The sequence below is a fragment of the Cellulomonas sp. PSBB021 genome (assembly GCF_002240455.1).
Taxonomy (GTDB): Bacteria; Actinomycetota; Actinomycetes; order Actinomycetales; family Cellulomonadaceae; genus Cellulomonas; species Cellulomonas uda.
The window spans coordinates 1,333,100-1,356,098 of sequence record NZ_CP021430.1 but is presented as its reverse complement, the minus strand read 5'-3'; the positions used below and the strand labels follow the sequence as shown (position 1 = coordinate 1,356,098).

The following is a 22,999-nucleotide window of genomic DNA, read 5'->3' as shown; positions in this document are numbered from 1 at the left end:
AGGGCCGGGTCCGGCTGTGGGTGTGCGACATCGGCACGCTCAACCGGGCCCTACCCCCGGATCTTGGACACGGGGTGTGATTACGCAGCGGTGGGCAGCGTAGTGGCCCGGCGGGCCTCGTAGTTGGAGGGGGACAGGTAGCCGCACCAGGAGTGACGGCGGCGGGTGTTGTAGCGGACGAGCCACGTGAAGACCTGTCGGCGGCAGGTCAGCTCGTCGGGCCAGCAGGCGGCGTCTTGGAGGACCTCGCGCTTGATCGTGGCGTTGAACGATTCCGCCAGTGCGTTGTCGGCCGAGGAGCCGACGGCGCCCATGGACTGGGTGAGACCGAGCTTGCGGCACAGCTTGGCGTAGGCCTTGGAGCAGTAGACACTGGGTTCAACCGGTCGATGCAACACCTGCCCGTTGGAGCGACCGTAGCTGCTCATCGAGGACCTCGGCCGGTGTTCTCCAGCCGAGGACCTGGGTCTGCCCCGAGTTTGGTTGACACCTGACCTGTGAGGATCTGGTCCTCGCTGGAAGGATGTCCCCGTGGCGAAGCCGTATCCCAAGGAGTTCCGTGATGACGTCGTGGCCGTGGCCCGCAAGGGGCAGGTGCCGCTGACGCAGATCGCGAAGGACTTCGGTATCTCCGAAGGGTCGTTGTCGAACTGGATGAAGCAGGCCGATGTCGAGGACGGTCGCCGGTCCGGGCCGACGCAGGCCGAGCGCGCCGAGTTGCGTGAGGCGCGCAGGCGGATCCGGGTGTTGGAGCAGGAGAACGAGGTCCTGCGTCGCGCGGCCGCCTACCTGGCGCAGGCGGGTCTGCCGGGAAAATAGTCTTCCCGCTCGTCCGTGAGATGGCCGCGGCCGGCGCCCGAGTGCGGGTGCCGGTCGCGGTGGCGTGCCGGGTCCTGGGCCTGTCGACCCAGGGGTACTACAAGTGGCTCAAGGACCCCGTGTCTCGGCGGGATTGGGACGACGCGCACGTCCTGGACGCGATCTACGAGATCCATGGCGACGACGCGACGCTCGGCTACCGGTTCATCACCGACGAACTGGCCGACGAGCACGCGATCAGCGTCGGGGAGAACCGGGTGCACCGGCTGTGCCGGCTCGCCGGCATCACCGCGAGCCACCACAAGAGACGGTCCAAGGCCGGATCGAGCGGTCCCGCGCCGCACGACGACCTGCTCGCCGTGGTCGACGAGCATGGCGTGGTCCGTCACGAGTTCGTCGCGGACGCCCCGGACAAGGTGTGGCTGTGGGACATCTCGGAACACCCCACCGCCGAGGGCAAGCTCTACATCTGCGCGATCAAGGACGTCTACTCGAACAAGATCGTCGGGTACTCCATCGACTCGCGCATGAAGTCGTCCCTGGCGCGGGCGGCGATGCGCAACGCGATCGCGCTGCGCTCACCGGCCGGCACGGTGTGTCATTCGGACCGAGGCGGCCAGTTCCGTGCGAAGGCGACCCAGCGGCTGCTGGCGAACAACGGCCTGGTCGGGTCGATGGGCCGCTCCTACGGCGCGGGCGACAACGCGAGCATGGAGAGCTTCTTCTCCCTGCTGCAGAAGAACGTCCTGAACACCCGCCGCTGGCACACCCGCGACGACCTGCGCCTGGCGATCGTGACCTGGATCGAGACCAAGTACAACCGCCGACGACGCCAACGCGCCCTCGGCAAGCTCACGCCCGTCGAGTTTGAGATGATCTACACGGCCGCAGACGCGGCCTGACTACCGCAAACCCCGAGTGTCAACCAGACCGGGGGCAGACCCCCTTGCGGGGTCTGCTGTTGATCGCGGCCTGGACGGCCAGGAGGTCCTCGGCCGGCCAGCGGGACAGGTCGGTGCCCTTGGGGAAGTACTGGCGCAGCAGCCCGTTGGTGTTCTCGTTCGTGCCGCGCTGCCAGGGTGAGTGCGGGTCGGCGAAGTAGACGGCGATCCCGGTGTCGATCGTGAACTGCGCGTGGGCGGACAGCTCCTTGCCGCGGTCCCAAGTCAACGACCGCAACAGCTCGGACGGCATCGTGGTCATCGTCGCGGTCAGGGCGTCCTTCATCGCGATGGCGCCGTAGCCGCCAAGCGCGGGCCCGTTCTTGACCGGTGGGACTGTCCCGTAGCCCTCGAGACGTGGCAGGTGGACCAGCAGGGTGTAGCGGCTCGTGCGTTCCACGACGGTGCCGATCGCGGACCGGTTCAGCCCGATCATCAAGTCGCCCTCCCAGTGCCCGGGCACTGCCCGGTCCTCGGCCTCGGCGGGCCGCTCGGCCAGGACGACGTCAGCCGTGACGTGCCCCTGGGGCCTGTTGCGGGCCCGCTCCCGGGGCTTGCGCAGCGCCCGGCCGGTCCGCAGGCAGGCCACCAGCTCGCGCTGCAGCGCCCCGCGTCCCTGGATGTAGAGCGCCTGGTAGATCGCCTCGTGGCTGATGCGCATGTCCTCATCGTCGGGGAAGTCGATGACCAGCCGCCGCGAGATCTGCTCCGGGCTCCAGGCCGTCGCCCACCGCCGGTCGCTGCGGTGCGGCTTGTTCAGGCCCTTCCAGGTCGTCGCCGGCCCTGCCGCCAGCGTCCCGTCCGGTCGGCGCAACTGGCCGCTCAGCCGGACCTGGACGTACTCCTGCAGACGAGCGTTGATGACGAGCTTGGCTGGCTTGGGGCGCCGGGCGGCGGTCTGCGCCTTCCACTGCGCGACCGTCGCCCGGTACTCGGGCTTGCCGCCCCGGGTCGCCGCGTTGCGTCGCAGCTCCCGCGAGATCGTCCCCGGATCACGCCCCAGCTCGCGGGCGATCGCGCGAACACCAAGCCCGCGCGCTTTGAGAAGTGCGAGCTCCTCGCGCTCGTGGAACGACAGGTAGCGGCCGGTCGGCTCGGCCAGCGGCAACGGCGCCATCCCGCCAGCGTGACGAAACCACCGCGACCCGACCGGCCACGACACACCAACCCCGGCCGCGGCCTCCTCGGAACTCTTGCCCGCCGCGATCAACCGCCAGAACTCCCGCTCCACATGCCGAGCGGGAATCGGCCGCCCCGGTGAACGCATCGCCGGTCGCAACGCCCGGTCCGCCTGCTGCTGCCGTCGCACCACCTGACACCTCCGTGATCACGAGGTGTTGCGACGACCGGTTGAGTCCGCCGACCGACCCGTGGTCGCTGTGGAACACGGCGCCCTTGAGGCTGCCCCGGGTTGCGGCGGCGGCCTTCAGGGCGTCCTCGACCAGCTCGGTGCGCATGTGGTCGGCGATCGCCCAGCCGACGAGCCGTCGGCTGTAGCAGTCGATCACGGTCGCCAGGTACAGGTTCGTGCCGTCCGCGATCGGGAGGTAGGTGATGTCCCCGACGTAGCGCTCGTTGGGGCGCTCGGCGGTGAAGTCGCGGTTGACCAGGTCGGGGTACTTCTGTCCCGACGGCTCGGGGATCGTGGTCCGCGCCCGGCGCTTCTTCACATAGCCCCGGATGCCCTCGACCCGCATCACCCGCGCGACGCGCTTGTGGTTCACCCGCTCACCGCCAGGACCGCTGTCGCCGAGCTGAGCGTTGAGCTCGACGGTGATCCGCGGCGCGCCCTGGGTGTTGTCGACGGCATGAATGGCCCTGATCCGCTCGGCCAGCGCGGCGTCCGCGGCCGCCTTGGCTCCGCGGGCAGGGGCCGCCTTGAGCCAGGCGTAGTAGGACGAGCGCTCGATCTCGACGAGCTCGCACAGTCGCTTCACCTCGAAGGTGGTGGAGTTGTCGGCGACGAACTGGAAGCGACTCACCAGCGCGTCTCCCCGGCGAAATACTTGGCCGCCCGCTGCAGGATCTCCCGCTCGGTCGTGAGCTTGGTGGTCTCGACCTCGAGCTCGTTCACCCTGGCCTCGAGCCGGGCGATCTTCTGCTCCGGCGTCTCCCCGGCCGGCGCGGACGACCTCGCCGGGGACGTCTTGGACTGCAGCGGGCTGGAGGTCAACGTCCCGTCAGCGGCGGTCTTCTTGCCGGTCCCGTAGACCTCGAGCCAGTGCCGCAGCGTGCCGCGCACAATGCCGAGATCCTCGGCGATGCCGCGGACCGTGGCGCCCGGGATGGACTCGTACAAGTCGACAGCCTGACGACGGAACTCCTCGGAGTAGTTCTTCCTGGCCATGGTTCCTGAATCATCTCGCTTCCCCAGCAGATGCTGGATTCAGCGTGTCCAAGAACCGGGGTCAAGCCCCACCGCCCAGCCCCGGGTGAGCCGATCGAGTCGAAGGTGAGCACGCCCAACCCGCTGAGAAGTGCGTCTGGTCCGGTCGTACTGGGACGCGGGCAGAGCGGCGGTGCTGCGGCGGGGTGGTGGGACGGGCGCATCGACAACGTCCGGATGTTCAAGGGCCAGGTCGTGGCTGACGCCAAGATCCGGCGCATGTGCCAGGGCGCCGAGGCGAACCAGGTCCAGGGCGGCGAGGCAGCGCTCGACCCCACGACGACGGTGGGGCAGTGATGAGGGGGACAGTGGTGCGCGGATCGGTGCGTGGGCGGTGGGCCGGGGCGCTGGGAGCCGTCGCGCTTGCGGTCACGGTGACGCTCGTCATGGAGCCGACGCTGAGCGTCGCTGACGACCTTCCTCCGGTGGTGGATGGCCTGGCGACGCGTGCGGAGAACTTCGAGGCCGCATTGGCGGCGTTGGATGAGGAGCAGCCTGTCGAGCCGGCTCCCGTGCCGTCGGGGGAGGCGGATCCGGTTCCCGTGGCTTCCGACGCGCCGGTTGCGCTGGTGGAGCTGCCGTCCGCTGGTCAGACGATCGTGTCGTTCGGCGGCGGGACGCTCGCTCGTGCGTCGACGTCGTCTGCGGCGGCGTCGACGTCCTCCCAGGGCACGGACGGGTGGGTGAGCAGCGTCGTCGGCGGGTTGCCGGTGGCGTTGGCACCCGTTGACGGGGAGAGCGCGCCGCAGGCGGTCGCGGTCCGCGTCGCGTCGCCGGAGGAGTCGATCGCAGAGGATCTCGGGGGCGTGATCGTCGAGGTCGAGGATGCCTCGGACGAGCCGGCGGGGCCGTCGAGCCTGCACCTGCGCCTCTCGTACGAGGACATCTCGGGTCTGTCAGGCGCGGACTGGGGTCCGCGGCTCACGTTGTTCGAGAAGACGAGCTGCGAGCCCGGCGCGCCGACCGGCGATGCGGGCACCTCGGATGGTCTCGACGAGGGGTGTACGTGGCTGCCACTGGAGTCGGCGATCAACGACGTCGACGGCCAGACTCTCACCGCGAGGGTCGACCTGGCGTCAGCGTCCTCGACCACGGCCGGGTCTTCCGCGTCCGCCGTGACTCTCGCGGTTGCTCCGGCGGCGTCCGGGGCGAACGGTGACTGGGGCGCGACGAGCCTGTCGTCGTCGGCGTCGTGGAATGCGTCCGGCTCGTCGGGGGCGTTCACGTGGACCTACCCGATGCGCGTGCCTGGCGTCGCGGGCGGGCTGGAGCCGCAGCTGTCGCTGTCCTACTCGTCGGCGGTGTCGGACGGCCGTGTCGCCTCGACGAACAACCAGGCGTCGTGGGTCGGTGAGGGCTTCGACCTGACCTCGAGCTACATCGAGCGCAAGTACGTGCCGTGCGCCGAGGACATGGGCAAGGTCGACGGCACCGCGGCGAGCAACCGGGTCAAGACGGGTGACCTGTGCTGGGGCAAGGACAACGCCTCTCTGGTCCTGAACGGCGTCGCCTCGGAGCTGGTCCCGACCGGGGACGACGAGAACGGGACGCACGCGGCCTGGCGCCTCAAGCACGACGACGGCACCCGCGTGGAGCTGGTGACCGTCTCTGTCTCGGACACGGTGCGTGAGGAGTACTGGCGGGTCACGACGTTGGACGGGACGCGCTACACGTTCGGCGAGCACGACGCGGCCTCGAACGCGACGTGGACGGTTCCGGTCTTCGCGAACCACCCCGGCGAACCGGACTACGAGGCAACCTTCAAGTCCGCCAGACGCCAGACGGCCTGGCGGTGGAACCTCGAGTCCGCGCAGGACACGTCGGGGAACACGATGTCGTACTGGTACGCAGCGGAGAAGGCGGCGTACCACAGCCTGGGCGCGGATGCGGTGCTCGGCTACACCTCTGGTGGGCACCGGGCCCTACCCCCGGATCTTGGACACGGGGTGTGATTACGCAGCGGTGGGCAGCGTAGTGGCCCGGCGGGCCTCGTAGTTGGAGGGGGACAGGTAGCCGCACCAGGAGTGACGGCGGCGGGTGTTGTAGCGGACGAGCCACGTGAAGACCTGTCGGCGGCAGGTCAGCTCGTCGGGCCAGCAGGCGGCGTCTTGGAGGACCTCGCGCTTGATCGTGGCGTTGAACGATTCCGCCAGTGCGTTGTCGGCCGAGGAGCCGACGGCGCCCATGGACTGGGTGAGACCGAGCTTGCGGCACAGCTTGGCGTAGGCCTTGGAGCAGTAGACCGACCCGTGGTCGCTGTGGAACACGGCGCCCTTGAGGCTGCCCCGGGTTGCGGCGGCGGCCTTCAGGGCGTCCTCGACCAGCTCGGTGCGCATGTGGTCGGCGATCGCCCAGCCGACGAGCCGTCGGCTGTAGCAGTCGATCACGGTCGCCAGGTACAGGTTCGTGCCGTCCGCGATCGGGAGGTAGGTGATGTCCCCGACGTAGCGCTCGTTGGGGCGCTCGGCGGTGAAGTCGCGGTTGACCAGGTCGGGGTACTTCTGTCCCGACGGCTCGGGGATCGTGGTCCGCGCCCGGCGCTTCTTCACATAGCCCCGGATGCCCTCGACCCGCATCACCCGCGCGACGCGCTTGTGGTTCACCCGCTCACCGCCAGGACCGCTGTCGCCGAGCTGAGCGTTGAGCTCGACGGTGATCCGCGGCGCGCCCTGGGTGTTGTCGACGGCATGAATGGCCCTGATCCGCTCGGCCAGCGCGGCGTCCGCGGCCGCCTTGGCTCCGCGGGCAGGGGCCGCCTTGAGCCAGGCGTAGTAGGACGAGCGCTCGATCTCGACGAGCTCGCACAGTCGCTTCACCTCGAAGGTGGTGGAGTTGTCGGCGACGAACTGGAAGCGACTCACCAGCGCGTCTCCCCGGCGAAATACTTGGCCGCCCGCTGCAGGATCTCCCGCTCGGTCGTGAGCTTGGTGGTCTCGACCTCGAGCTCGTTCACCCTGGCCTCGAGCCGGGCGATCTTCTGCTCCGGCGTCTCCCCGGCCGGCGCGGACGACCTCGCCGGGGACGTCTTGGACTGCAGCGGGCTGGAGGTCAACGTCCCGTCAGCGGCGGTCTTCTTGCCGGTCCCGTAGACCTCGAGCCAGTGCCGCAGCGTGCCGCGCACAATGCCGAGATCCTCGGCGATGCCGCGGACCGTGGCGCCCGGGATGGACTCGTACAAGTCGACAGCCTGACGACGGAACTCCTCGGAGTAGTTCTTCCTGGCCATGGTTCCTGAATCATCTCGCTTCCCCAGCAGATGCTGGATTCAGCGTGTCCAAGAACCGGGGTCAAGCCCCACCTGCAGGAGATCACCTACGGGACCAGGAGCACGAGCACCCGCGACGGCGCTCCCGCGAAGGTCATGTTCACCACCAAGGACCGGTGTATCGAGCAGTCGTGCAGCCAGACACAGATGCGGGCCAAGCCGCACCTGTGGCCCGACCTGCCCGCGGACCAGTACTGCGCCCCCGGCTCCACCAAGGCGACGTGCAAGACGCAGTTCTCCCCGGTGTTCTTCGACCGCACCAAGCTGGTCCAGGTCAAGACAGTGACGCTCGACGGCAGCGGCTACGTCCCCGTCGACTCCTGGACGCTGGCGCAGGTACTCCGCGCTCCTGACGGGACGACGGCCAAGCAGCAGTCCTCGGGGAGCATCCTGCAGCTCAACTCCCTGACCCACACCGGCATGGGAGGCACGTCCGGATCCAGCGACGACATCGCCCTCGACCCCGTCCTGTTCGAGTGGGAGCTGAAGGACAACCGTGTCGACGCACCGGCCGATGGCCCGTCGGCGATGCAGCGTCCCCGTCTGACGGCGGTCCGGTCGGAGTCGGGCGCAAAGACGCACATCGAGTACGCGGGCGCTGACGAAGCGTGCGCACCGGGCAAGCTCTCGACGCTCGACCCGGCGAGCAACACGGCCCGCTGCTTCCCGGTGAACTGGGACCCCGAGGGGCAGACGAAGAGCAAGCCGGACTGGTTCCACAAGTACGTGGTGCGATCGATCTCCGAGGACCCCACGTCCGGCAAGAACGTGGACGGCACGGCGGTCACGACAGGCTCGGACTCCGTCGTCTCGACGTACACCTTCGAGAACCCACGCTGGGAGAAGCCCAAGGATGCGTTGACCACGCCCTCGCAGATCACGTACTCGGACTTCAAGGGCTTCGCCGTTGTCACCGCAGGCACGGGCGAAGGGGCTGAGCAGACCACGTCCGTGACGCGGTATCTGCAGGGCTCCGGGGCGTCCGTCACGGTCGACATCGGAGAGGCGGAGCCGGTCAAGATCACGGACCGCGACCGGTTCGAGGGGATCGCGTACGTCCAGGACCAGCGCAACGGGGAGAAGGTGGTCACGCGGACGGTCACGCAGCCGACGTCCGTCGTCACCACGGCGACCAGCAGCGTCGACTCGAGCGTGACCGCGCAGGTCATCGGGCAGGTCACGAACCACCAGGTGACCTACGCGGCATCCGGCGCCCGTGACGCGCTGACGCGCGCCACGACGACGTACAACGACCGAGGGCTGCCGGTCACGGTCGACGACGTAGGGGATGTCGCGTCGAGCGAGGACCAGCTGTGCACCCGGTACACGTACGTCGACGCGAGCGGAGCCCGTGCGCGCAACCTCTACGGACTTCTCGAACGGACCGAGGTCGCCCACGTGGGGTGCGATCGAAAGCCGCAGGGACCTGCGGAGGTCGTGTTCGACTCCCTGACGGAGTACGACAGCGCCGGTCGCCCGGTCGCCGCCTGGCGCCTCGACCCCGACATCACGGACGAGGCGACCCGCGCCCCGGACGATCCCGCCAAGCCCGGCTACCAGCTGGTGGGCCGCACCGAGTACGACACCTTCGGTCGAGTCGTGCAGGTGCGAGACGCACTCGGCAGATCCACGACAACCGCGTACGCACCCATGGGCGCCTCGCTCGTCGAGAGCGTGTCGGTCACGACCCCGCCGACCGCCAGCGGTGACCGCCTCACGACGACGACCACCTATGTGCCGCAGACCGGTTGGCCGGTGCGGTCGACCGACGCGAACAAACTCGTGACCACGGCCGAGTACGACGCGCTGGGGCGACTGGCGAGCGTGCGGTACCCCCAGCACGCAGGGTCGGGCCCTGCCTCGATCCAGTACGAGTACGAGGTCAACGCACGCGGGCAGAACGCCGTCGTGACCAGGACCCTGGGCGCCGACGGCACGACCCAACACGTCAAGGCCGCGCTGTACGACGGGCTCCTGCGCGTGTTCCAGACGCAGGACGAGAACCCCGCGGTCACCACGAAGGGGCAGACGGCCGCACAGCGTGGGACGGTCCTGTCGCACACGTACTACGACTCCGCCGGCCGTGTGAAGAAGGTCGCGGGGCCATGGGTCGTGTCCCAGACGGTGCCTTCCGTCGTGCCCCAGGACGCGCCGAGCTCCAGCCGTCGGGTGGTGACGTACCGCTACGACAAGGCGGGTCGGGTCACTGACGAGATCGTCTGGCACAACACCGCCGCGAACCCGAACAACGAGAAGTTCCGTACGGTCACGCTCTACGACGGCCGGTACACCACGGTGGTGCCGCCTCAGGGTGGGACGGCATCGACGACGATCGTGGACGGCAGGGGCAGGACGGTCGCGGCGCGGCAGTACACGACCCGCCCGACCGTCCAGATCACTCTCAACGCCTCCACCGTGTCCCTGGACCCGAGGACGGCGTCGTCGGCCGGGTACGTGGAGGCCAGGTACACCTACACGCGGGCCGGCCAGCTGAAGTCCGTGGTGCAGGACTCCACGACCAGCGAGAGCCCGACCTGGACGTACACGTACGACAAGGCGGGCCGCAAGGTCTCCTCGCAGGACCCGGACAACGGCATCACACGCACCTTGTACGACGCCGTCGACCAGGTCGTCCAGGTCACCGACGCGCGCGGGTACTCCACGTCGACGACGTACGACCAGCTCGGGCGGAAGACCGCCGTCGTCGGGAAGACGTCTGCTGGTGCGACCCTCAGCAAGGCGACGTTCGTCTACGACACCGCCCCGCTCGTCGGGAAGGAGAGGCTGGCGCTCGGTCAGCTCGCGTCGTCGTCGCGGACAATCGGCAGCGACGTGTACACCACGGCCGTGGACGGTTACGACGTCGCGGGCCGTCCGACGAGCACGACGGTGACGCTGCCCGCCGTCGGCGCGCTGAGCGAGCTGGAGAACCGGTCGTTCACGACCGCGTACACGTACATGGCCGACGGTCAGGTCGAGTCCGTCGCGCTGCCCGCGGTGACGACCGAGGGCGCGTCCGGTGGTGAGAGCGTCCTGGGCGCGGAAACCGTGCGCACGTACTACGACCAGGCGTCCAAGCCTCGGTGGATGGCGGGCGGGTTCGGGTGGGGTACCTACGTCGCGGACTCCAGCTACGACTTCATCGGTCAGCCGAACGCCCTGGATCTGGGTACGACGTACGGTGCTGCGGTCGCCTACTCCTACGACGACCTGACACGCCGGCTGACCGGTGTCGCGCTGATGCGCGAGCAGATCGGCGGGACGGACCTCGACGTCACGTACACCTACGACGACGCGGGCAACCTCACCTCGGCTGTCGACGAGCCGGGGAACACGGCCCTGGGGGTGCACCGCTGCGATGTGCAGAACTTCCGTTACGACGGGTTGCGTCGGCTCACCCGGGCGTGGACCGCGAACGACACCGGTGAGTGCGCGAAGAACGCCACGAACGCCATCTCGAGCAGCCCGGCGCCGTACGACGTGGCGTACACCTACGACGTCCTGGGTAACCGCACGACCGCGACCGCCACCGGTGTGAACGGTGCGGTCACGGCGACGAGGTACACGTACTCCTCGACCCGACCGCACCAGCTGCTCGCGGCGAGCACCACCGGCGCGGCCAGCGCGACGGCGACGTTCGCGTACGACGCGGCGGGTCACCAGATCACACGAACGACCAACGGGTCCAAGGTGGACCTGATCTGGGACGCCGAGGGTGAGCTGACGTCGGTGGGCACGGACACCTCGGCCGTGTACGACGCCAACGGTGAGCGCCTCGTGCGCGTCGATGGCACGGGCACGACGGTCTACCTGCCCGGTGGCCAGGAGCTGTCGATCAACGCCGGCAAGGTCACCGCGACCCGCTACTACACCTTCGCCGGTCAGAGCGTCGCCGTACGCACAGGACGCGGCCTGGGCGCCGTGACCTCACTGGTCGCGGACATGCACGGCACGACCCTGGCCGCGGTGCCCAACGGGTCCTGGAAGAAGACGTCGGTCATCAAGCAGTACACCGACCCGTTCGGCGCGACCCGCGGCACCACCGCCGCCATCCCGGGAGACCGCCAGTTCCTCGACAAGACCCGCGACCAGACCGGCCTGACCCTTGTCGGGGCTCGCTACTACGACGAAACCACCGGCCGATTCATCACCGTCGACCCCATCATGGACCTGCTCGACCCACAACAATGGAACGGGTACGCCTACGCCAACAACAACCCCACATCGCTGTCCGACCCCACCGGTTTGGCGGTCAGCGTCAGCATCGAGGACGACGGCGGCAAGAGACCCTCGACCGGAGTGAATGCGGGCTCCCCGGCCACGTGGTCCACGCGCCCAGTCGCGGCCTCTAGCCAGAGTCCTGAATCGCCGGAGTACCAGTGCACCCCCGACCGTGCGGTTCGTGGCATGAGCAACTCGGAGGCAGGACACCTTGCCGTCGACGTACTGGGGATGGCGCCTGGCGTGGGGGAGGTGGCTGATGCGCTGAACGGCGCGTGGTACGCGACGGAAGGAGACTGGTTTGGTGCTGTGATCTCAGGGGTCTCTGCCGTGCCGGGTGTCGGATGGCTTTCGACCGTGGCAAAGTGGACGATCAGAGGCACCAAATTTACAAAGTATGCTGAGCCGATCATCAAGGTCGGTGGAGTCAACCCTCGCGCCATGGGGCGCAACATCATGCCGGATGGTAAGTGGGATTACTTGTTTGGGCGCGTAAGATCTAGCCCTAAGAACCAGGCGCGCTCTATTCAGTTGTGGCAGGAATTTGCAAGAATTGGAGTTTACGACAATGCGTTCGGTAGGGAGTTGCTATTGCGCCATTTCGACTTGGTGGTCGCAAGAAGCGACAACATCTCGAAGACATTCGTGAAGACGGTGAAGGGTAAGCAGGTCGTGCAGCAGGTTCGCGAATCAGTCTTCTTCGGGCCCGGGGGATCATCAAATTGGAGTCAACCTGGGTGGTCAGGCACGATGGACTGCAGTTCTCGACCGTCATTCCCGATGGAAAGGGGCCGTACAAGTGACTCTCGAGATTCCGCCAATTGAAGAGCTCGATGATCTGGGCATCGTGGTCGAGCCACTTGAGAGCGACACCGTCGCCCTGTGTCTCACTGCCTGGTCGGCGGACGGCGACATGGTGGTGGTCACGTGGAGTGGCGAGCACAACTCGGTGAGTGTCCGATGGGAGCGAGAGGGCAGCGAGCTGCTTTTCATCGAACGGGAGTGCGTTCGCAAGGTGTCGGCACGAAAGTCCGGGCAAGTCGTCACCTTCCTGGCCTGGAGTATCCATGGGGAGGTGGGCGGAGAACTCTCTGTGGCAGTGGGTGACACCGTGTACATTCGCGACGTGCTCCTGGAGGGACGGACGGTGCCGTAGCGCACAAGCAGGCTCGTCGCCGAGGTGCTGTGAACAACCCGTCGAGCGGGCACTGCTCGCCAGGCATGCCTGAGGAGACGGGTGCCTCGCCCCGGTTTCAGTGGAAGCCCGGGTGGGTGACGCGTCGGCGTTCGTCGGCACGGTGTTCTGACGGTAGTGGTTGTTTCGTGCTCGGCCGGCGATTGAGGCCCGATCTGGCCCTGCAGGCGTCGCTACAGCGAGAAGCTCCCGGCTGGAGTAGCCGGCGCGTTAAGTTCTGGGGCGTTGTCTCCGAAGCGGGTCCCGATCGCGCGAGGTGAGAACTCGCTGATCCTCAACACGCGCTTCTTGTTCAGGTTGAGTCGCCCTGGGGAGGTTGGAGGCTCCTGACCTTGGAAACGAGGATGGAGTCATGCCACGAGAGGTGTCGAAGGGGAAGCCGAGCACGCGCCGGTACTCCGAGGAGGAGAAGGCCGCGGCGGTGCGGATGGTGCGCGCGTTGCGCGCAGAGCTCGGGACCGACCACGGGACGATCCAGCGGGTCGCGTCCCAGCTGGGATACGGGACCGAGTCGGTGCGGCTGTGGGTGCGGCAGGCCGACATCGACGACGGCCGCGCACCGGGGGTGACCTCGAGCGAGAGCGCCCGGTTGCGGGAGCTGGAGCAGGAGAACCGTGAGCTTCGCCGGGCCAATGAGATCTTGAAGCGGGCCGCGAGTTTCTTCGGGGCGGAGCTCGACCGCCAACACAAGAGGTAGTCGCGTTCATCGACGGGGACTGCTGCAGGGTCGGTTGACACCGGGTGAGTGGTGATCATGCCGCAAGGGCGGCGTTCTGGGCGGTGAAGGCGAGCTCGAACTCGACCGGGGTGAGCTTGCCGAGGGCGCGCTGGCGTCGGCGCCGGTTGTAGGTGCGTTCGATCCAGAACACGATCGCTTGGTGCAGCTCGTCGCGCGTGCGCCAGCGGCGGCGGTTCAGGACGTTTTTCTGCAGCAGCGCGTTCCAGGACTCCATGGCCGCGTTGTCCCCGGCCGAGGCGACCCTGCCCATCGAGCCCTGCAGCCCGGCCGCGGTCAGGACCGCCCTGAAGCTGCGTGCTCGAAACTGACTGGGTTCAACCGGTCGATGCAACACCTGCCCGTTGGAGCGACCGTAGCTGCTCATCGAGGACCTCGGCCGGTGTTCTCCAGCCGAGGACCTTGCGGGGTCTGCTGTTGATCGCGGCCTGGACGGCCAGGAGGTCCTGGGCCGGCCAGCGGGACAGGTCGGTGCCCTTGGGGAAGTACTGGCGCAGCAGCCCGTTGGTGTTCTCGTTCGTGCCGCGCTGCCAGGGTGAGTGCGGGTCGGCGAAGTAGACGGCGATCCCGGTGTCGATCGTGAACTGCGCGTGGGCGGACAGCTCCTTGCCGCGGTCCCAAGTCAACGACCGCAACAGCTCGGACGGCATCGTGGTCATCGTCGCGGTCAGGGCGTCCTTCATCGCGATGGCGCCGTAGCCGCCAAGCGCGGGCCCGTTCTTGACCGGTGGGACTGTCCCGTAGCCCTCGAGACGTGGCAGGTGGACCAGCAGGGTGTAGTGAACCGCCCCGGGTTCCATGGAGGCTCTCAATCCACGGAGGATGAGAGTCATGGCAGCACCGAGGAAGTACCCGGACGAGCTTCGGGAGCGGGCGATCCGGCTCGTGCTGGACGCGAGGAAGGACCCGGCGACCCGACCGGCAGCGGCGCGGCGGATCGGTGAGCAACTCGGGATCAACCCGGAGACGCTGCGCGGGTGGGTCAAGCAGGCCGAGATCGACGCCGGGGACCGGCCCGGGACGAGCACTGCGGATGCGGCGCGGATCGCCCAGCTGGAGCGGGAGAACCGGGAGCTGCGCAGGTCGAACGCGATCTTGCGCAGTGCGTCGGCTTTCTTCGCGGCGGAGCTCGACCGCCCGTCGACCAGGTAGTGGCGTTCATCGACGCCCACCGTCAGGAGTTCGGGGTCGAGCCGATCTGCGCGGAACTGCAGGTCGCCCCGAGCACCTACTACGCGGCCAAGGTCCGACCGCCCTCGAAGCGGGCGCTCACCGACGCGGCGCTGAGCGAGGTGATCGTCGTCGAGCACGCGGCGAACTACTCGGTCTATGGGGCGCGGAAGATGTGGAAGCACCTGCACCGCGCCGGTCACCCGGTCGCGCGCTGCACGGTCGAGCGACTCATGCGGGCCGCTGACCTGCACGGAGTCGTCCGCGGCCGGGCCAAGCGCACCACAATCCCGGGCAAGGACGGTTCTCGGGCCGGTGACCTGGTCAACCGGGCGTTCACCGCGACCGCGCCGAACCAGCTGTGGGTGGCGGACTTCACCTACGTCCGGACCTGGGCCGGCTTCAGCTACGTCGCGTTCGTCATCGACGTGTTCTCCCGGATGATCGTCGGTTGGAAGGCCGACACCCGCATGCGCGCCGACCTGGTCACCGACACCCTCGAGATGGCCGTCTGGGCGCGCGGCCGCGCCGGGGTCAACGACCTGGCCGGGTTGATCCACCACAGCGACGCGGGAGCCCAATATGTCAGTCTGGCGCTGACCGAGAGGCTCGCCGCGCTCGGGATGCGCGCCTCGATCGGGTCCGTCGCCGACGCCTACGACAACGCCCTGGCCGAGTCCACGATCGGCTTGTTCAAGAACGAGCTGATCCGCCGCAAGGGACCATGGCGCACGCTCGACGACGTCGAGATCGCCACGCTCGAGTACGTCGACTGGTTCAACAACCGGCGCCTGCACACCGAGCTCGGCGACATCCCACCCTCCGAGCACGAGGCCAACCACTACCGTCAGAACCCGGCGTCGACGACGCTGGAGACCAGAGAACCGAGCCTCCACTGAACCCGGGGCGGTTCAGTAGCGGCTCGTGCGTTCCACGACGGTGCCGATCGCGGACCGGTTCAGCCCGATCATCAAGTCGCCCTCCCAGTGCCCGGGCACTGCCCGGTCCTCGGCCTCGGCGGGCCGCTCGGCCAGGACGACGTCAGCCGTGACGTGCCCCTGGGGCCTGTTGCGGGCCCGCTCCCGGGGCTTGCGCAGCGCCCGGCCGGTCCGCAGGCAGGTCACCAGCTCGCGCTGCAGCGCCCCGCGTCCCTGGATGTAGAGCGCCTGGTAGATCGCCTCGTGGCTGATGCGCATGTCCTCATCGTCGGGGAAGTCGATGACCAGCCGCCGCGAAATCTGCTCCGGGCTCCAGGCCGTCGCCCACCGCCGGTCGCTGCGGTGCGGCTTGTTCAGGCCCTTCCAGGTCGTCGCCGGCCCTGCCGCCAGCGTCCCGTCCGGTCGGCGCAACTGGCCGCTCAGCCGGACCTGGACGTACTCCTGCAGACGAGCGTTGATGACGAGCTTGGCTGGCTTGGGGCGCCGGGCGGCGGTCTGCGCCTTCCACTGCGCGACCGTCGCCCGGTACTCGGGCTCGCCGCCCCGGGTCGCCGCGTTGCGTCGCAGCTCCCGCGAGATCGTCCCCGGATCACGCCCCAGCTCGCGGGCGATCGCGCGAACACCAAGCCCGCGCGCTTTGAGAAGTGCGAGCTCCTCGCGCTCGTGGAACGACAGGTAGCGGCCGGTCGGCTCGGCCAGCGGCAACGGCGCCATCCCGCCAGCGTGACGAAACCACCGCGACCCGACCGGCCACGACACACCAACCCCGGCCGCGGCCTCCTCGGAACTCTTGCCCGCCGCGATCAACCGCCAGAACTCCCGCTCCACATGCCGAGCGGGAATCGGCCGCCCCGGTGAACGCATCGCCGGTCGCAACGCCCGGTCCGCCTGCTGCTGCCGTCGCACCACCTGACACCTCCGTGATCACGAGGTGTTGCGACGACCGGTTGAGTCCGCCCTGCGACCCTCGGTCCGAGTGCACCACCACGACACCGGTCGGCGCGCGCCGGGCGACAGCGGTGCGCAGCGCGGTGACGGCGAGCTGGGCGGTCATCCGTTCGTCGATCGCGTAGCCGACGATCCGGTTGGAGAACAGGTCCTTGATCGCGCAGCAGTAGACCTTGCCCTCGGCAGTGGGGTGCTCGGTGATGTCGGTGACCCACACCTGGTCCGGGCCCTGCGCGGTGAAGTCCCGGCGGACGTGGTCGTCGTGGACCGCCGGCCCCGGAGACTTAGCACTGCCGCGACGGCCCGTGCGCACGGTCGTCGACCACAGCCGCTGCTGGGAGCACAGCCGCCAGACCCGCCGCTCCCCGACGGCGTGGCCGGCCCGCTCGAGCTCATCGGCCAGGAACCGGTAGCCGAACTCCGGGTCGTCACCGTGAGCGTCGATCAGGGCGTTGGTCAGGTAGGCGTCCTCCAGCTCCCGATCGCTGACCGGGGCGGCGAGCCAGGCGTAGTACGCCTGTCTGGAGTGGCCCAGCACCCCGCAGGTCAACCGCACCGGGATGCCCTCGGCGGCCAGGTCACGGACCAGCGGGTAACCCATTTTGGGAGCGAGCCGGCGGCGAAGTAGGCCGCCGCGCGGCGAAGGATCTCGTTCTCCATCTCCAGCCGGCGCTTGTCCCGGCGCAACTGCACGAGCTCGTTCTGCTCGCTGGTCGTCTTGCCGTCGGCGACACCGTCGTCGATGTCGGCCTGGCGCACCCAGCGGCGCACCGATTCGATCGAGATGTCGAAGTCGGCAGCGACCTCGGCGTGGGTCAGATCGCCGCGGCGAGCGACCCGCACGACGTCACGCTTGAACTCAGGCGGGAACTTCTTGGGCACAGCGACATCCTTCCAGCGGGACCTCGTCCCACAGATGGAGTGTCAACCAGCCCTGCAGCAGTCCCTAAAGCGTCTCAGAGATCTCGTAGGGTCTGCCCCGAGTTTGGTTGACACCTGACCTGTGAGGATCTGGTCCTCGCTGGAAGGATGTCCCCGTGGCGAAGCCGTATCCCAAGGAGTTCCGTGATGACGTCGTGGCCGTGGCCCGCAAGGGGCAGGTGCCGCTGACGCAGATCGCGAAGGACTTCGGTATCTCCGAAGGGTCGTTGTCGAACTGGATGAAGCAGGCCGATGTCGAGGACGGTCGCCGGTCCGGGCCGACGCAGGCCGAGCGCGCCGAGTTGCGTGAGGCGCGCAGGCGGATCCGGGTGTTGGAGCAGGAGAACGAGGTCCTGCGTCGCGCGGCCGCCTACCTGGCGCAGGCGGGTCTGCCGGGAAAATAGTCTTCCCGCTCGTCCGTGAGATGGCCGCGGCCGGCGCCCGAGTGCGGGTGCCGGTCGCGGTGGCGTGCCGGGTCCTGGGCCTGTCGACCCAGGGGTACTACAAGTGGCTCAAGGACCCCGTGTCTCGGCGGGATTGGGACGACGCGCACGTCCTGGACGCGATCTACGAGATCCATGGCGACGACGCGACGCTCGGCTACCGGTTCATCACCGACGAACTGGCCGACGAGCACGCGATCAGCGTCGGGGAGAACCGGGTGCACCGGCTGTGCCGGCTCGCCGGCATCACCGCGAGCCACCACAAGAGACGGTCCAAGGCCGGATCGAGCGGTCCCGCGCCGCACGACGACCTGCTCGCCGTGGTCGACGAGCATGGCGTGGTCCGTCACGAGTTCGTCGCGGACGCCCCGGACAAGGTGTGGCTGTGGGACATCTCGGAACACCCCACCGCCGAGGGCAAGCTCTACATCTGCGCGATCAAGGACGTCTACTCGAACAAGATCGTCGGGTACTCCATCGACTCGCGCATGAAGTCGTCCCTGGCGCGGGCGGCGATGCGCAACGCGATCGCGCTGCGCTCACCGGCCGGCACGGTGTGTCATTCGGACCGAGGCGGCCAGTTCCGTGCGAAGGCGACCCAGCGGCTGCTGGCGAACAACGGCCTGGTCGGGTCGATGGGCCGCTCCTACGGCGCGGGCGACAACGCGAGCATGGAGAGCTTCTTCTCCCTGCTGCAGAAGAACGTCCTGAACACCCGCCGCTGGCACACCCGCGACGACCTGCGCCTGGCGATCGTGACCTGGATCGAGACCAAGTACAACCGCCGACGACGCCAACGCGCCCTCGGCAAGCTCACGCCCGTCGAGTTTGAGATGATCTACACGGCCGCAGACGCGGCCTGACTACCGCAAACCCCGAGTGTCAACCAGACCGGGGGCAGACCCGTACTCACGGCACACGTCCCGCACCGACCGGTCGCCGCGCAACCCCGCGAGCACGACCTCGGTCTTCTGCTCCGGCGTGAACTGCCGGTACTTGCGCTTCTCGCTCATCAGCCCTCCCAGGGCGATCAGAGCGACCATCGTCCCCAAACCCGACGGCTCAAGGAAGTGTCAACGAGCCAACGGCGCCGACCTACGCCAGGCGATCATCACCTGGGTCGAACGGACCTACCACCGCCGCCGCCGACGCCAGGCCCGTCTCGGTGCGGCGGCTGGGTCGGCTCATCGACGAGGTCCAGCGAGCGACTGGAATCGAGATGTGAGTGCCCGAACCTGCGCTCAGCGGGCGGCGACGTCCACCGCGCGGGCCCAGGCCGCGACGTCGTCGGGGACGGGCGGGCTCGGGACGGGCGAGCCGGCGAGGAGCTCGACCACGTCGGGCGCTGCGACGCGGGTGCCGTCGCGGCCCAGGAACCGCCCTGCGACCACGCCCCGCGCCACGTGCTCGGGCCGGCCGTCGCGGCCTCGTCGGGAGAAGGCCTGCTCGAGGTAGACGACGCGCGCGTCCCAGCCGAGCAGCGTCGTCGTGATCTCGAACCGCTGGCGGAACGTGAGCGAGCGGCGGTACTTGATCGTCTGCGCGGCGACGACGGGGTACCAGCCGCGCTCGTTGAGCGCGTCGAACGCGCCGAGGTCGGCCAGGTAGTTCGACCGGGACACGTCCATGCACTGCAGGTAGATGCCGTTGTTGACGTGGCGGTACAGGTCGAGGTCGGACAGGTGCACGCGCATGCGGGTGACCGAGGGGCTGAACAGGTCCTGACCGGGGACCGGGCGGCGCGGACGGTAGGTGGCGGCCGCGAGCTGCAGGGTGCGGATCACGTCGTGATGTTACTCACCGGTACGCGCCGGGTCCCGTGTCGGGTCAGACCGGCGGGTGCGGGTCGTACTGGATGCCACGGCGCACGCCCCGCGCCGCCTCGACCGAGTCGAGCCGCGCCACGAGGTGCAGCGCCATGTCGATGCCCGCGGACACGCCCGCCGAGGTGACCACGTCGCCGTCGTCGACGAACCGCGCCTCGCGGTCCACCTGCACGCTCGGGTCGATCTCGGCCAAGAGGTCCAGCGAGGCCCAGTGCGTCGTGGCGGGACGGCCGCCGAGCAGACCGGCGGCCGCGAGCACGAGCGCCCCTGTGCACACGCTCGCGACGAGCGGCGTGCCGGCGCGCATCCGGCGCACCCACGCGAGGTGCTCCTCGTCGCGCATCAGCACCCGGGTGCCCTGGCCGCCCGGGTACACCAGGACGTGCAGGTCCTGCGCGCCGTCGGCGTCGGTGTCGGGCACCAGACCCAGACCTTTCGCGCAGCGCACGGCGCGGCCGTCGGCCGAGAACGTCACGACCTCGGTGTGCGAGCGCCCGTGTCGCGCCCACGACGCGAGCACGTCGTACGGGCCGACGACGTCGAGCTCCTCGCAGCCGTCGAACACGAACAGACCGATGCGCACAGGCTTCTCGGTGGACACGACTCCTCCTGGGTGCCGGGCCGGGGCGAGACCGGGTCAGTAGCCGGGCAGCGCGAGCATCTGGTCGAGCGCGACGCGTGCCCAGTGCGCGTCGTCCGGGTCGACGACGATCCGGTTCACGACCCGCCCCGCGGCGAGCGACTCGAGCGTCCACACCAGGTGCGGCAGGTCGATCCGGTTCATCGTCGAGCAGAAGCACACCGTCGAGTCGAGGTAGTGCACCGTCTTGTCGGGATGTGCCGCCGCGAGGCGACGTACGAGGTTGAGCTCGGTGCCGATGGCCCACGACGAGCCGGCCGGGGCGGCGTCGAGCGCCTTGATGATGTACTCGGTCGACCCCACCATGTCCGCCGCGGTGACGACCTCGTGCTTGCACTCGGGGTGCACCAGCACCGTGACGCCCGGGTCGGCCGCGCGCACGTCCGCGACGTTGCGCTCCGAGAACCGCCCGTGCACCGAGCAGTGCCCGCGCCACAGGATCATCCGCGCGTCGCGCAGCTGCTGCGTCGTCAGCCCGCCGCCGGGACGCCGCGGGTCGAACACCACGCAGTCGTCGAGCGACAGGCCGAGCTGCTGCACCGCCGTGTTGCGGCCCAGGTGCTGGTCGGGCATGAACAGCACCTTGCCGGTGCCGTCGACGCCGCCGACCTTCTCGAACGCCCAGCGCAGCGCGACGTGCGCGTTCGACGACGTGCAGACCGTGCCGCCGTGGCGGCCCGTGAAGGCCTTGATCGCCGCGGTGGAGTTCATGTAGGTCACCGGGACGGTGTCGTCCGCGACGCCCGCGTCGACGAGCACGTCCCACGCGTCCTCGACCTGGTCGATCGCGGCCATGTCGGCCATCGAGCAGCCCGCCGCCAGGTCCGGCAGGACGACCTGCTGGGCGTCCGAGGTGAGGATGTCGGCTGACTCGGCCATGAAGTGCACGCCGCAGAACACGACGAACTCCGCCTCGGGACGCGCCGCCGCCTCGCGTGCGAGCTTGAACGAGTCGCCCGTGACGTCGGCGAACGCGATCACCTCGTCGCGCTGGTAGTGGTGCCCGAGGACGAACGCCCGGTCGCCGAGCGCCGCGCGCGCCGCGCGCGCCCGTTCGACGAGGTCGGGGTCGCTGGGCGCCGGCAGGGCTCCCGCGCACTCGACCCCGCGCTCGGACGTGAGGTCCACGCCGCGGCCCAGCAGCAGGAGGGCCGAGGGGGCCGGCTCGACGAACGCGCCGGTGGCCGGCTCGGACGTGCCAGTGGTCGTCAGGCTCACGGGGCGATCCTCGCACAACGCACCCGCGCGCCCGCGAGGACTGCGCGTGCTCGCGGGCGTGGGCGACGTCACACTCCGCCCGCCCGTGCGACGATGCGCGGCGTGCGAGTGCTGGTGGCCCCCGACTGCTTCGGCTCGAGCCTGACGTCCGCGCAGGCCACGACCACCGTCGTCGACGCGTGGCGCGCGGCCGCGCCGCACGACGAGGTGACCGGCTGCCCCCTGTCGGACGGCGGGCCGGGGTTCGTCGAGACGCTGCGCGCGACTCTCGGCGGCGAGCTCGTCGCGGTGACCGTGGCCGGACCGCTCGCAGACCCCGCGCCCGCCGCGGTGCTGGTCGTCGACGACGAGCGCGGCCGCACCGCGTACGTGGAGTCCGCGCACGCCGTGGGCCTCGCGCTCGTGCCCGCCGACCGCCGCGACCCCACGCGCACCACCACGCGCGGCCTCGGTGAGCTGCTCGCCGCCGCGCGAACCACCGGGGCCCGCCGCGTCGTCGTCGGCCTCGGCGGGTCCGCGACCAACGACGCCGGCGCGGGCCTGCTCGTCGGTCTCGGCCACCCGGACCCCCGCGACGTCCTCGGCCACGGCGGCGGTGCGCTCACGGACGTCCGTCCCGACGACCTGCACGGGCTGCGTGCGCTGCGCGACTCCTGGCGCGACGTCGACCTGCTCGTCGCGACCGACGTCGACGTCCCGCTGCTCGGCCTGCAGGGCGCGAGCGCAGGCTTCGCCCCGCAGAAGGGCGCGACCCCCGAGCAGGCGCAGGACCTCGAGCGCGCGCTCGCCACGTTCTCGCGCGCCGCCGTCGACGCGCTCGGCGCGGACCTGCGGCCCGACCTGCTCGCGGGACCCGCGGGCCCGGCCGCCGCGGCGAAGCGGCTCACGCACGCGCCCGGCGCCGGCGCGGCGGGAGGCCTGGGCTTCGGGCTCGCGCTGCTCGGCGGGCGGGTGGTGCCCGGTGCCGCGCTCGTCGCGGACGTCGTCGGCCTCGACGCGCGCATCGCCGCGAGCGACCTCGTCGTGACGGGGGAGGGACGCTTCGACTGGCAGTCGCTGCACGGCAAGGTCGCCGCGCTCGTCGCGGAGCGCGCCCTGCCGCACGCCGTCCCGACGATCGTCGTCGCGGGTCAGGTCGAGGTCGGGCGCCGCGAGTGGGCCGCCGCCGGGCTCGCCGGTGCGTACGCGGTCGCCGACCGGGACGACCTCGTCGCGGCCGCGCTCGCCGACCCCGCCGGCACGCTCGCGGCGCGGGTCGCGCGTGTCGCACGCACGTGGTCGCCCGCCTGAGCCTCGCCACGCTGTGGCGTGCCTCTCGGTCCCGCGGCTCAC

General features: G+C 69.6%; 17 protein-coding genes, 5 pseudogenes and 1 other annotated feature. Of the genes and pseudogenes, 8 read left to right on the top strand and 14 right to left on the bottom strand.

Translation table 11 applies throughout. From position 1 onward, the window contains the following. Positions 1 to 80 precede the first annotated feature (80 nt). Positions 81 to 374: pseudogene (locus tag CBP52_RS06140) on the bottom strand (transposase); the annotation flags it as partial. Positions 375 to 531: 157 nt separating this feature from the next. Between CBP52_RS06140 and CBP52_RS06135 the strand changes: the two are divergent. Beyond that, positions 532 to 1,721 (top strand): IS3 family transposase gene (locus CBP52_RS06135; RefSeq protein WP_094180236.1). Its coding sequence is split into 2 segments (ribosomal slippage): positions 532 to 810 and positions 813 to 1,721, totalling 1,188 coding nucleotides; the frame shifts between segments, so codons are not numbered across the junction. Between the two features lie 19 nt (positions 1,722 to 1,740). On the opposite strand, the gene CBP52_RS06130 is transcribed toward CBP52_RS06135, so the two are convergent. From CBP52_RS06130 to CBP52_RS17505, 3 genes and pseudogenes are all read right to left on the bottom strand, one after another. Continuing rightward, positions 1,741 to 3,027: an IS30 family transposase gene (locus CBP52_RS06130; protein ID WP_369826313.1), complete on the bottom strand. Its 1,287-nt coding sequence runs from the start codon at positions 3,025 to 3,027 to the stop codon at positions 1,741 to 1,743. Positions 3,028 to 3,121: 94 nt separating this feature from the next. Then, positions 3,122 to 4,107, bottom strand: a pseudogene (locus tag CBP52_RS06125) (IS3 family transposase); the annotation flags it as partial. A 628-nt stretch (positions 4,108 to 4,735) separates the two neighbouring features. Next, positions 4,736 to 5,371: a hypothetical protein gene (locus tag CBP52_RS17505; RefSeq protein WP_157732511.1), complete on the bottom strand. Its 636-nt coding sequence runs from the start codon at positions 5,369 to 5,371 to the stop codon at positions 4,736 to 4,738. A 13-nt stretch (positions 5,372 to 5,384) separates the two neighbouring features. Here CBP52_RS17505 and CBP52_RS17500 point away from each other — a divergent pair, with 13 nt between their 5' ends. Further along, positions 5,385 to 6,098: a hypothetical protein gene (locus tag CBP52_RS17500; RefSeq protein ID WP_157732510.1), complete on the top strand. Its 714-nt coding sequence runs from the start codon at positions 5,385 to 5,387 to the stop codon at positions 6,096 to 6,098. Here the strand turns inward: CBP52_RS17500 and CBP52_RS06115 are convergent. Next, positions 6,099 to 7,372 (bottom strand): IS3 family transposase gene (locus CBP52_RS06115; protein ID WP_094180161.1). Its coding sequence is split into 2 segments (ribosomal slippage): positions 6,099 to 7,024 and positions 7,024 to 7,372, totalling 1,275 coding nucleotides; the frame shifts between segments, so codons are not numbered across the junction. A 135-nt stretch (positions 7,373 to 7,507) separates the two neighbouring features. Here CBP52_RS06115 and CBP52_RS06110 point away from each other — a divergent pair. From CBP52_RS06110 to CBP52_RS06100, 3 genes and pseudogenes are all read left to right on the top strand, one after another. Next, positions 7,508 to 12,457 (top strand): RHS repeat-associated core domain-containing protein, encoded by a 4,950-nt coding sequence (locus CBP52_RS06110; protein WP_198303537.1) that lies wholly within the window; start codon positions 7,508 to 7,510, stop codon positions 12,455 to 12,457. After that, positions 12,432 to 12,788, top strand: coding sequence for a hypothetical protein (locus tag CBP52_RS06105; protein ID WP_094180238.1), 357 nt, complete (start codon positions 12,432 to 12,434; stop codon positions 12,786 to 12,788). Before CBP52_RS06110 ends, CBP52_RS06105 begins: the two co-directional genes overlap by 26 nt. Before the next feature lie 391 nt (positions 12,789 to 13,179). After that, a pseudogene (locus CBP52_RS06100) lies at positions 13,180 to 13,544 on the top strand (transposase); the annotation flags it as partial. A gap of 35 nt (positions 13,545 to 13,579) precedes the next feature. Here CBP52_RS06100 and CBP52_RS06095 read toward each other — a convergent pair. Beyond that, positions 13,580 to 13,879, bottom strand: a pseudogene (locus CBP52_RS06095) (integrase core domain-containing protein); the annotation flags it as partial. Position 13,880: 1 nt separating this feature from the next. Further along, positions 13,881 to 14,363 carry an IS30 family transposase gene (locus tag CBP52_RS06090; protein ID WP_157732509.1) on the bottom strand — a complete coding sequence of 161 codons (483 nt, stop codon included), beginning with the start codon at positions 14,361 to 14,363 and terminating at the stop codon, positions 13,881 to 13,883. 31 nt (positions 14,364 to 14,394) lie between these two features. Between CBP52_RS06090 and CBP52_RS06085 the strand changes: the two genes are divergently transcribed. Next, positions 14,395 to 15,632, top strand: a protein-coding gene (locus CBP52_RS06085) for an IS3 family transposase (RefSeq protein WP_232514680.1) whose coding sequence is annotated in 2 segments (ribosomal slippage) — positions 14,395 to 14,674 and positions 14,674 to 15,632 — 1,239 coding nt in all. Because the reading frame shifts where the segments join, the coding sequence is not laid out codon by codon here. Next, positions 14,673 to 14,786, top strand: a sequence feature (AL1L pseudoknot). Its footprint overlaps the gene before it by 114 nt. An 18-nt stretch (positions 15,633 to 15,650) precedes the next feature. Here the strand turns inward: CBP52_RS06085 and CBP52_RS06080 are convergent. The 3 genes and pseudogenes from CBP52_RS06080 to CBP52_RS17845 all read right to left on the bottom strand — a co-directional run. Beyond that, positions 15,651 to 16,376 (bottom strand): annotated as a pseudogene (locus tag CBP52_RS06080) (IS30 family transposase); the annotation flags it as partial. Beyond that, complete coding sequence (locus CBP52_RS18155) at positions 16,261 to 17,220, bottom strand: IS3 family transposase (protein ID WP_157732508.1); 960 nt, start codon at positions 17,218 to 17,220, stop codon at positions 16,261 to 16,263. The gene CBP52_RS18155 and the pseudogene CBP52_RS06080, both read right to left, overlap by 116 nt. After that, positions 17,166 to 17,501: a transposase gene (locus CBP52_RS17845; RefSeq protein WP_198303536.1), complete on the bottom strand. Its 336-nt coding sequence runs from the start codon at positions 17,499 to 17,501 to the stop codon at positions 17,166 to 17,168. The genes CBP52_RS18155 and CBP52_RS17845 overlap by 55 nt, the downstream gene beginning before the upstream one ends. A 155-nt stretch (positions 17,502 to 17,656) precedes the next feature. Between CBP52_RS17845 and CBP52_RS06065 the strand changes: the two genes are divergently transcribed. Next, positions 17,657 to 18,846, top strand: a protein-coding gene (locus tag CBP52_RS06065; protein WP_094180236.1) for an IS3 family transposase whose coding sequence is annotated in 2 segments (ribosomal slippage) — positions 17,657 to 17,935 and positions 17,938 to 18,846 — 1,188 coding nt in all. Because the reading frame shifts where the segments join, the coding sequence is not laid out codon by codon here. On the opposite strand, the gene CBP52_RS06060 is transcribed toward CBP52_RS06065, so the two are convergent. The 4 genes from CBP52_RS06060 to nadA form a co-directional block, all read right to left on the bottom strand. Next, positions 18,847 to 18,996, bottom strand: coding sequence for a transposase (locus tag CBP52_RS06060; RefSeq protein ID WP_157732507.1), 150 nt, complete (start codon positions 18,994 to 18,996; stop codon positions 18,847 to 18,849). It lies immediately after the preceding gene. Between the two features lie 228 nt (positions 18,997 to 19,224). Next, positions 19,225 to 19,767 carry a thioesterase family protein gene (locus CBP52_RS06055; protein ID WP_094180234.1) on the bottom strand — a complete coding sequence of 181 codons (543 nt, stop codon included), beginning with the start codon at positions 19,765 to 19,767 and terminating at the stop codon, positions 19,225 to 19,227. Between the two features lie 43 nt (positions 19,768 to 19,810). Beyond that, complete coding sequence (locus CBP52_RS06050; RefSeq protein ID WP_094180233.1) at positions 19,811 to 20,410, bottom strand: DJ-1/PfpI family protein; 600 nt, start codon at positions 20,408 to 20,410, stop codon at positions 19,811 to 19,813. 36 nt (positions 20,411 to 20,446) lie between these two features. Next, on the bottom strand, positions 20,447 to 21,667 hold the full coding sequence (gene nadA, locus CBP52_RS06045; RefSeq protein WP_094180232.1) for a quinolinate synthase NadA: 1,221 nt from the start codon (positions 21,665 to 21,667) through the stop codon (positions 20,447 to 20,449). Positions 21,668 to 21,760: 93 nt separating this feature from the next. Here nadA and CBP52_RS06040 point away from each other — a divergent pair, with 93 nt between their 5' ends. Then, complete coding sequence (locus tag CBP52_RS06040; protein WP_094180231.1) at positions 21,761 to 22,957, top strand: glycerate kinase; 1,197 nt, start codon at positions 21,761 to 21,763, stop codon at positions 22,955 to 22,957. The last annotated feature ends 42 nt before the right edge of the window (positions 22,958 to 22,999 follow it).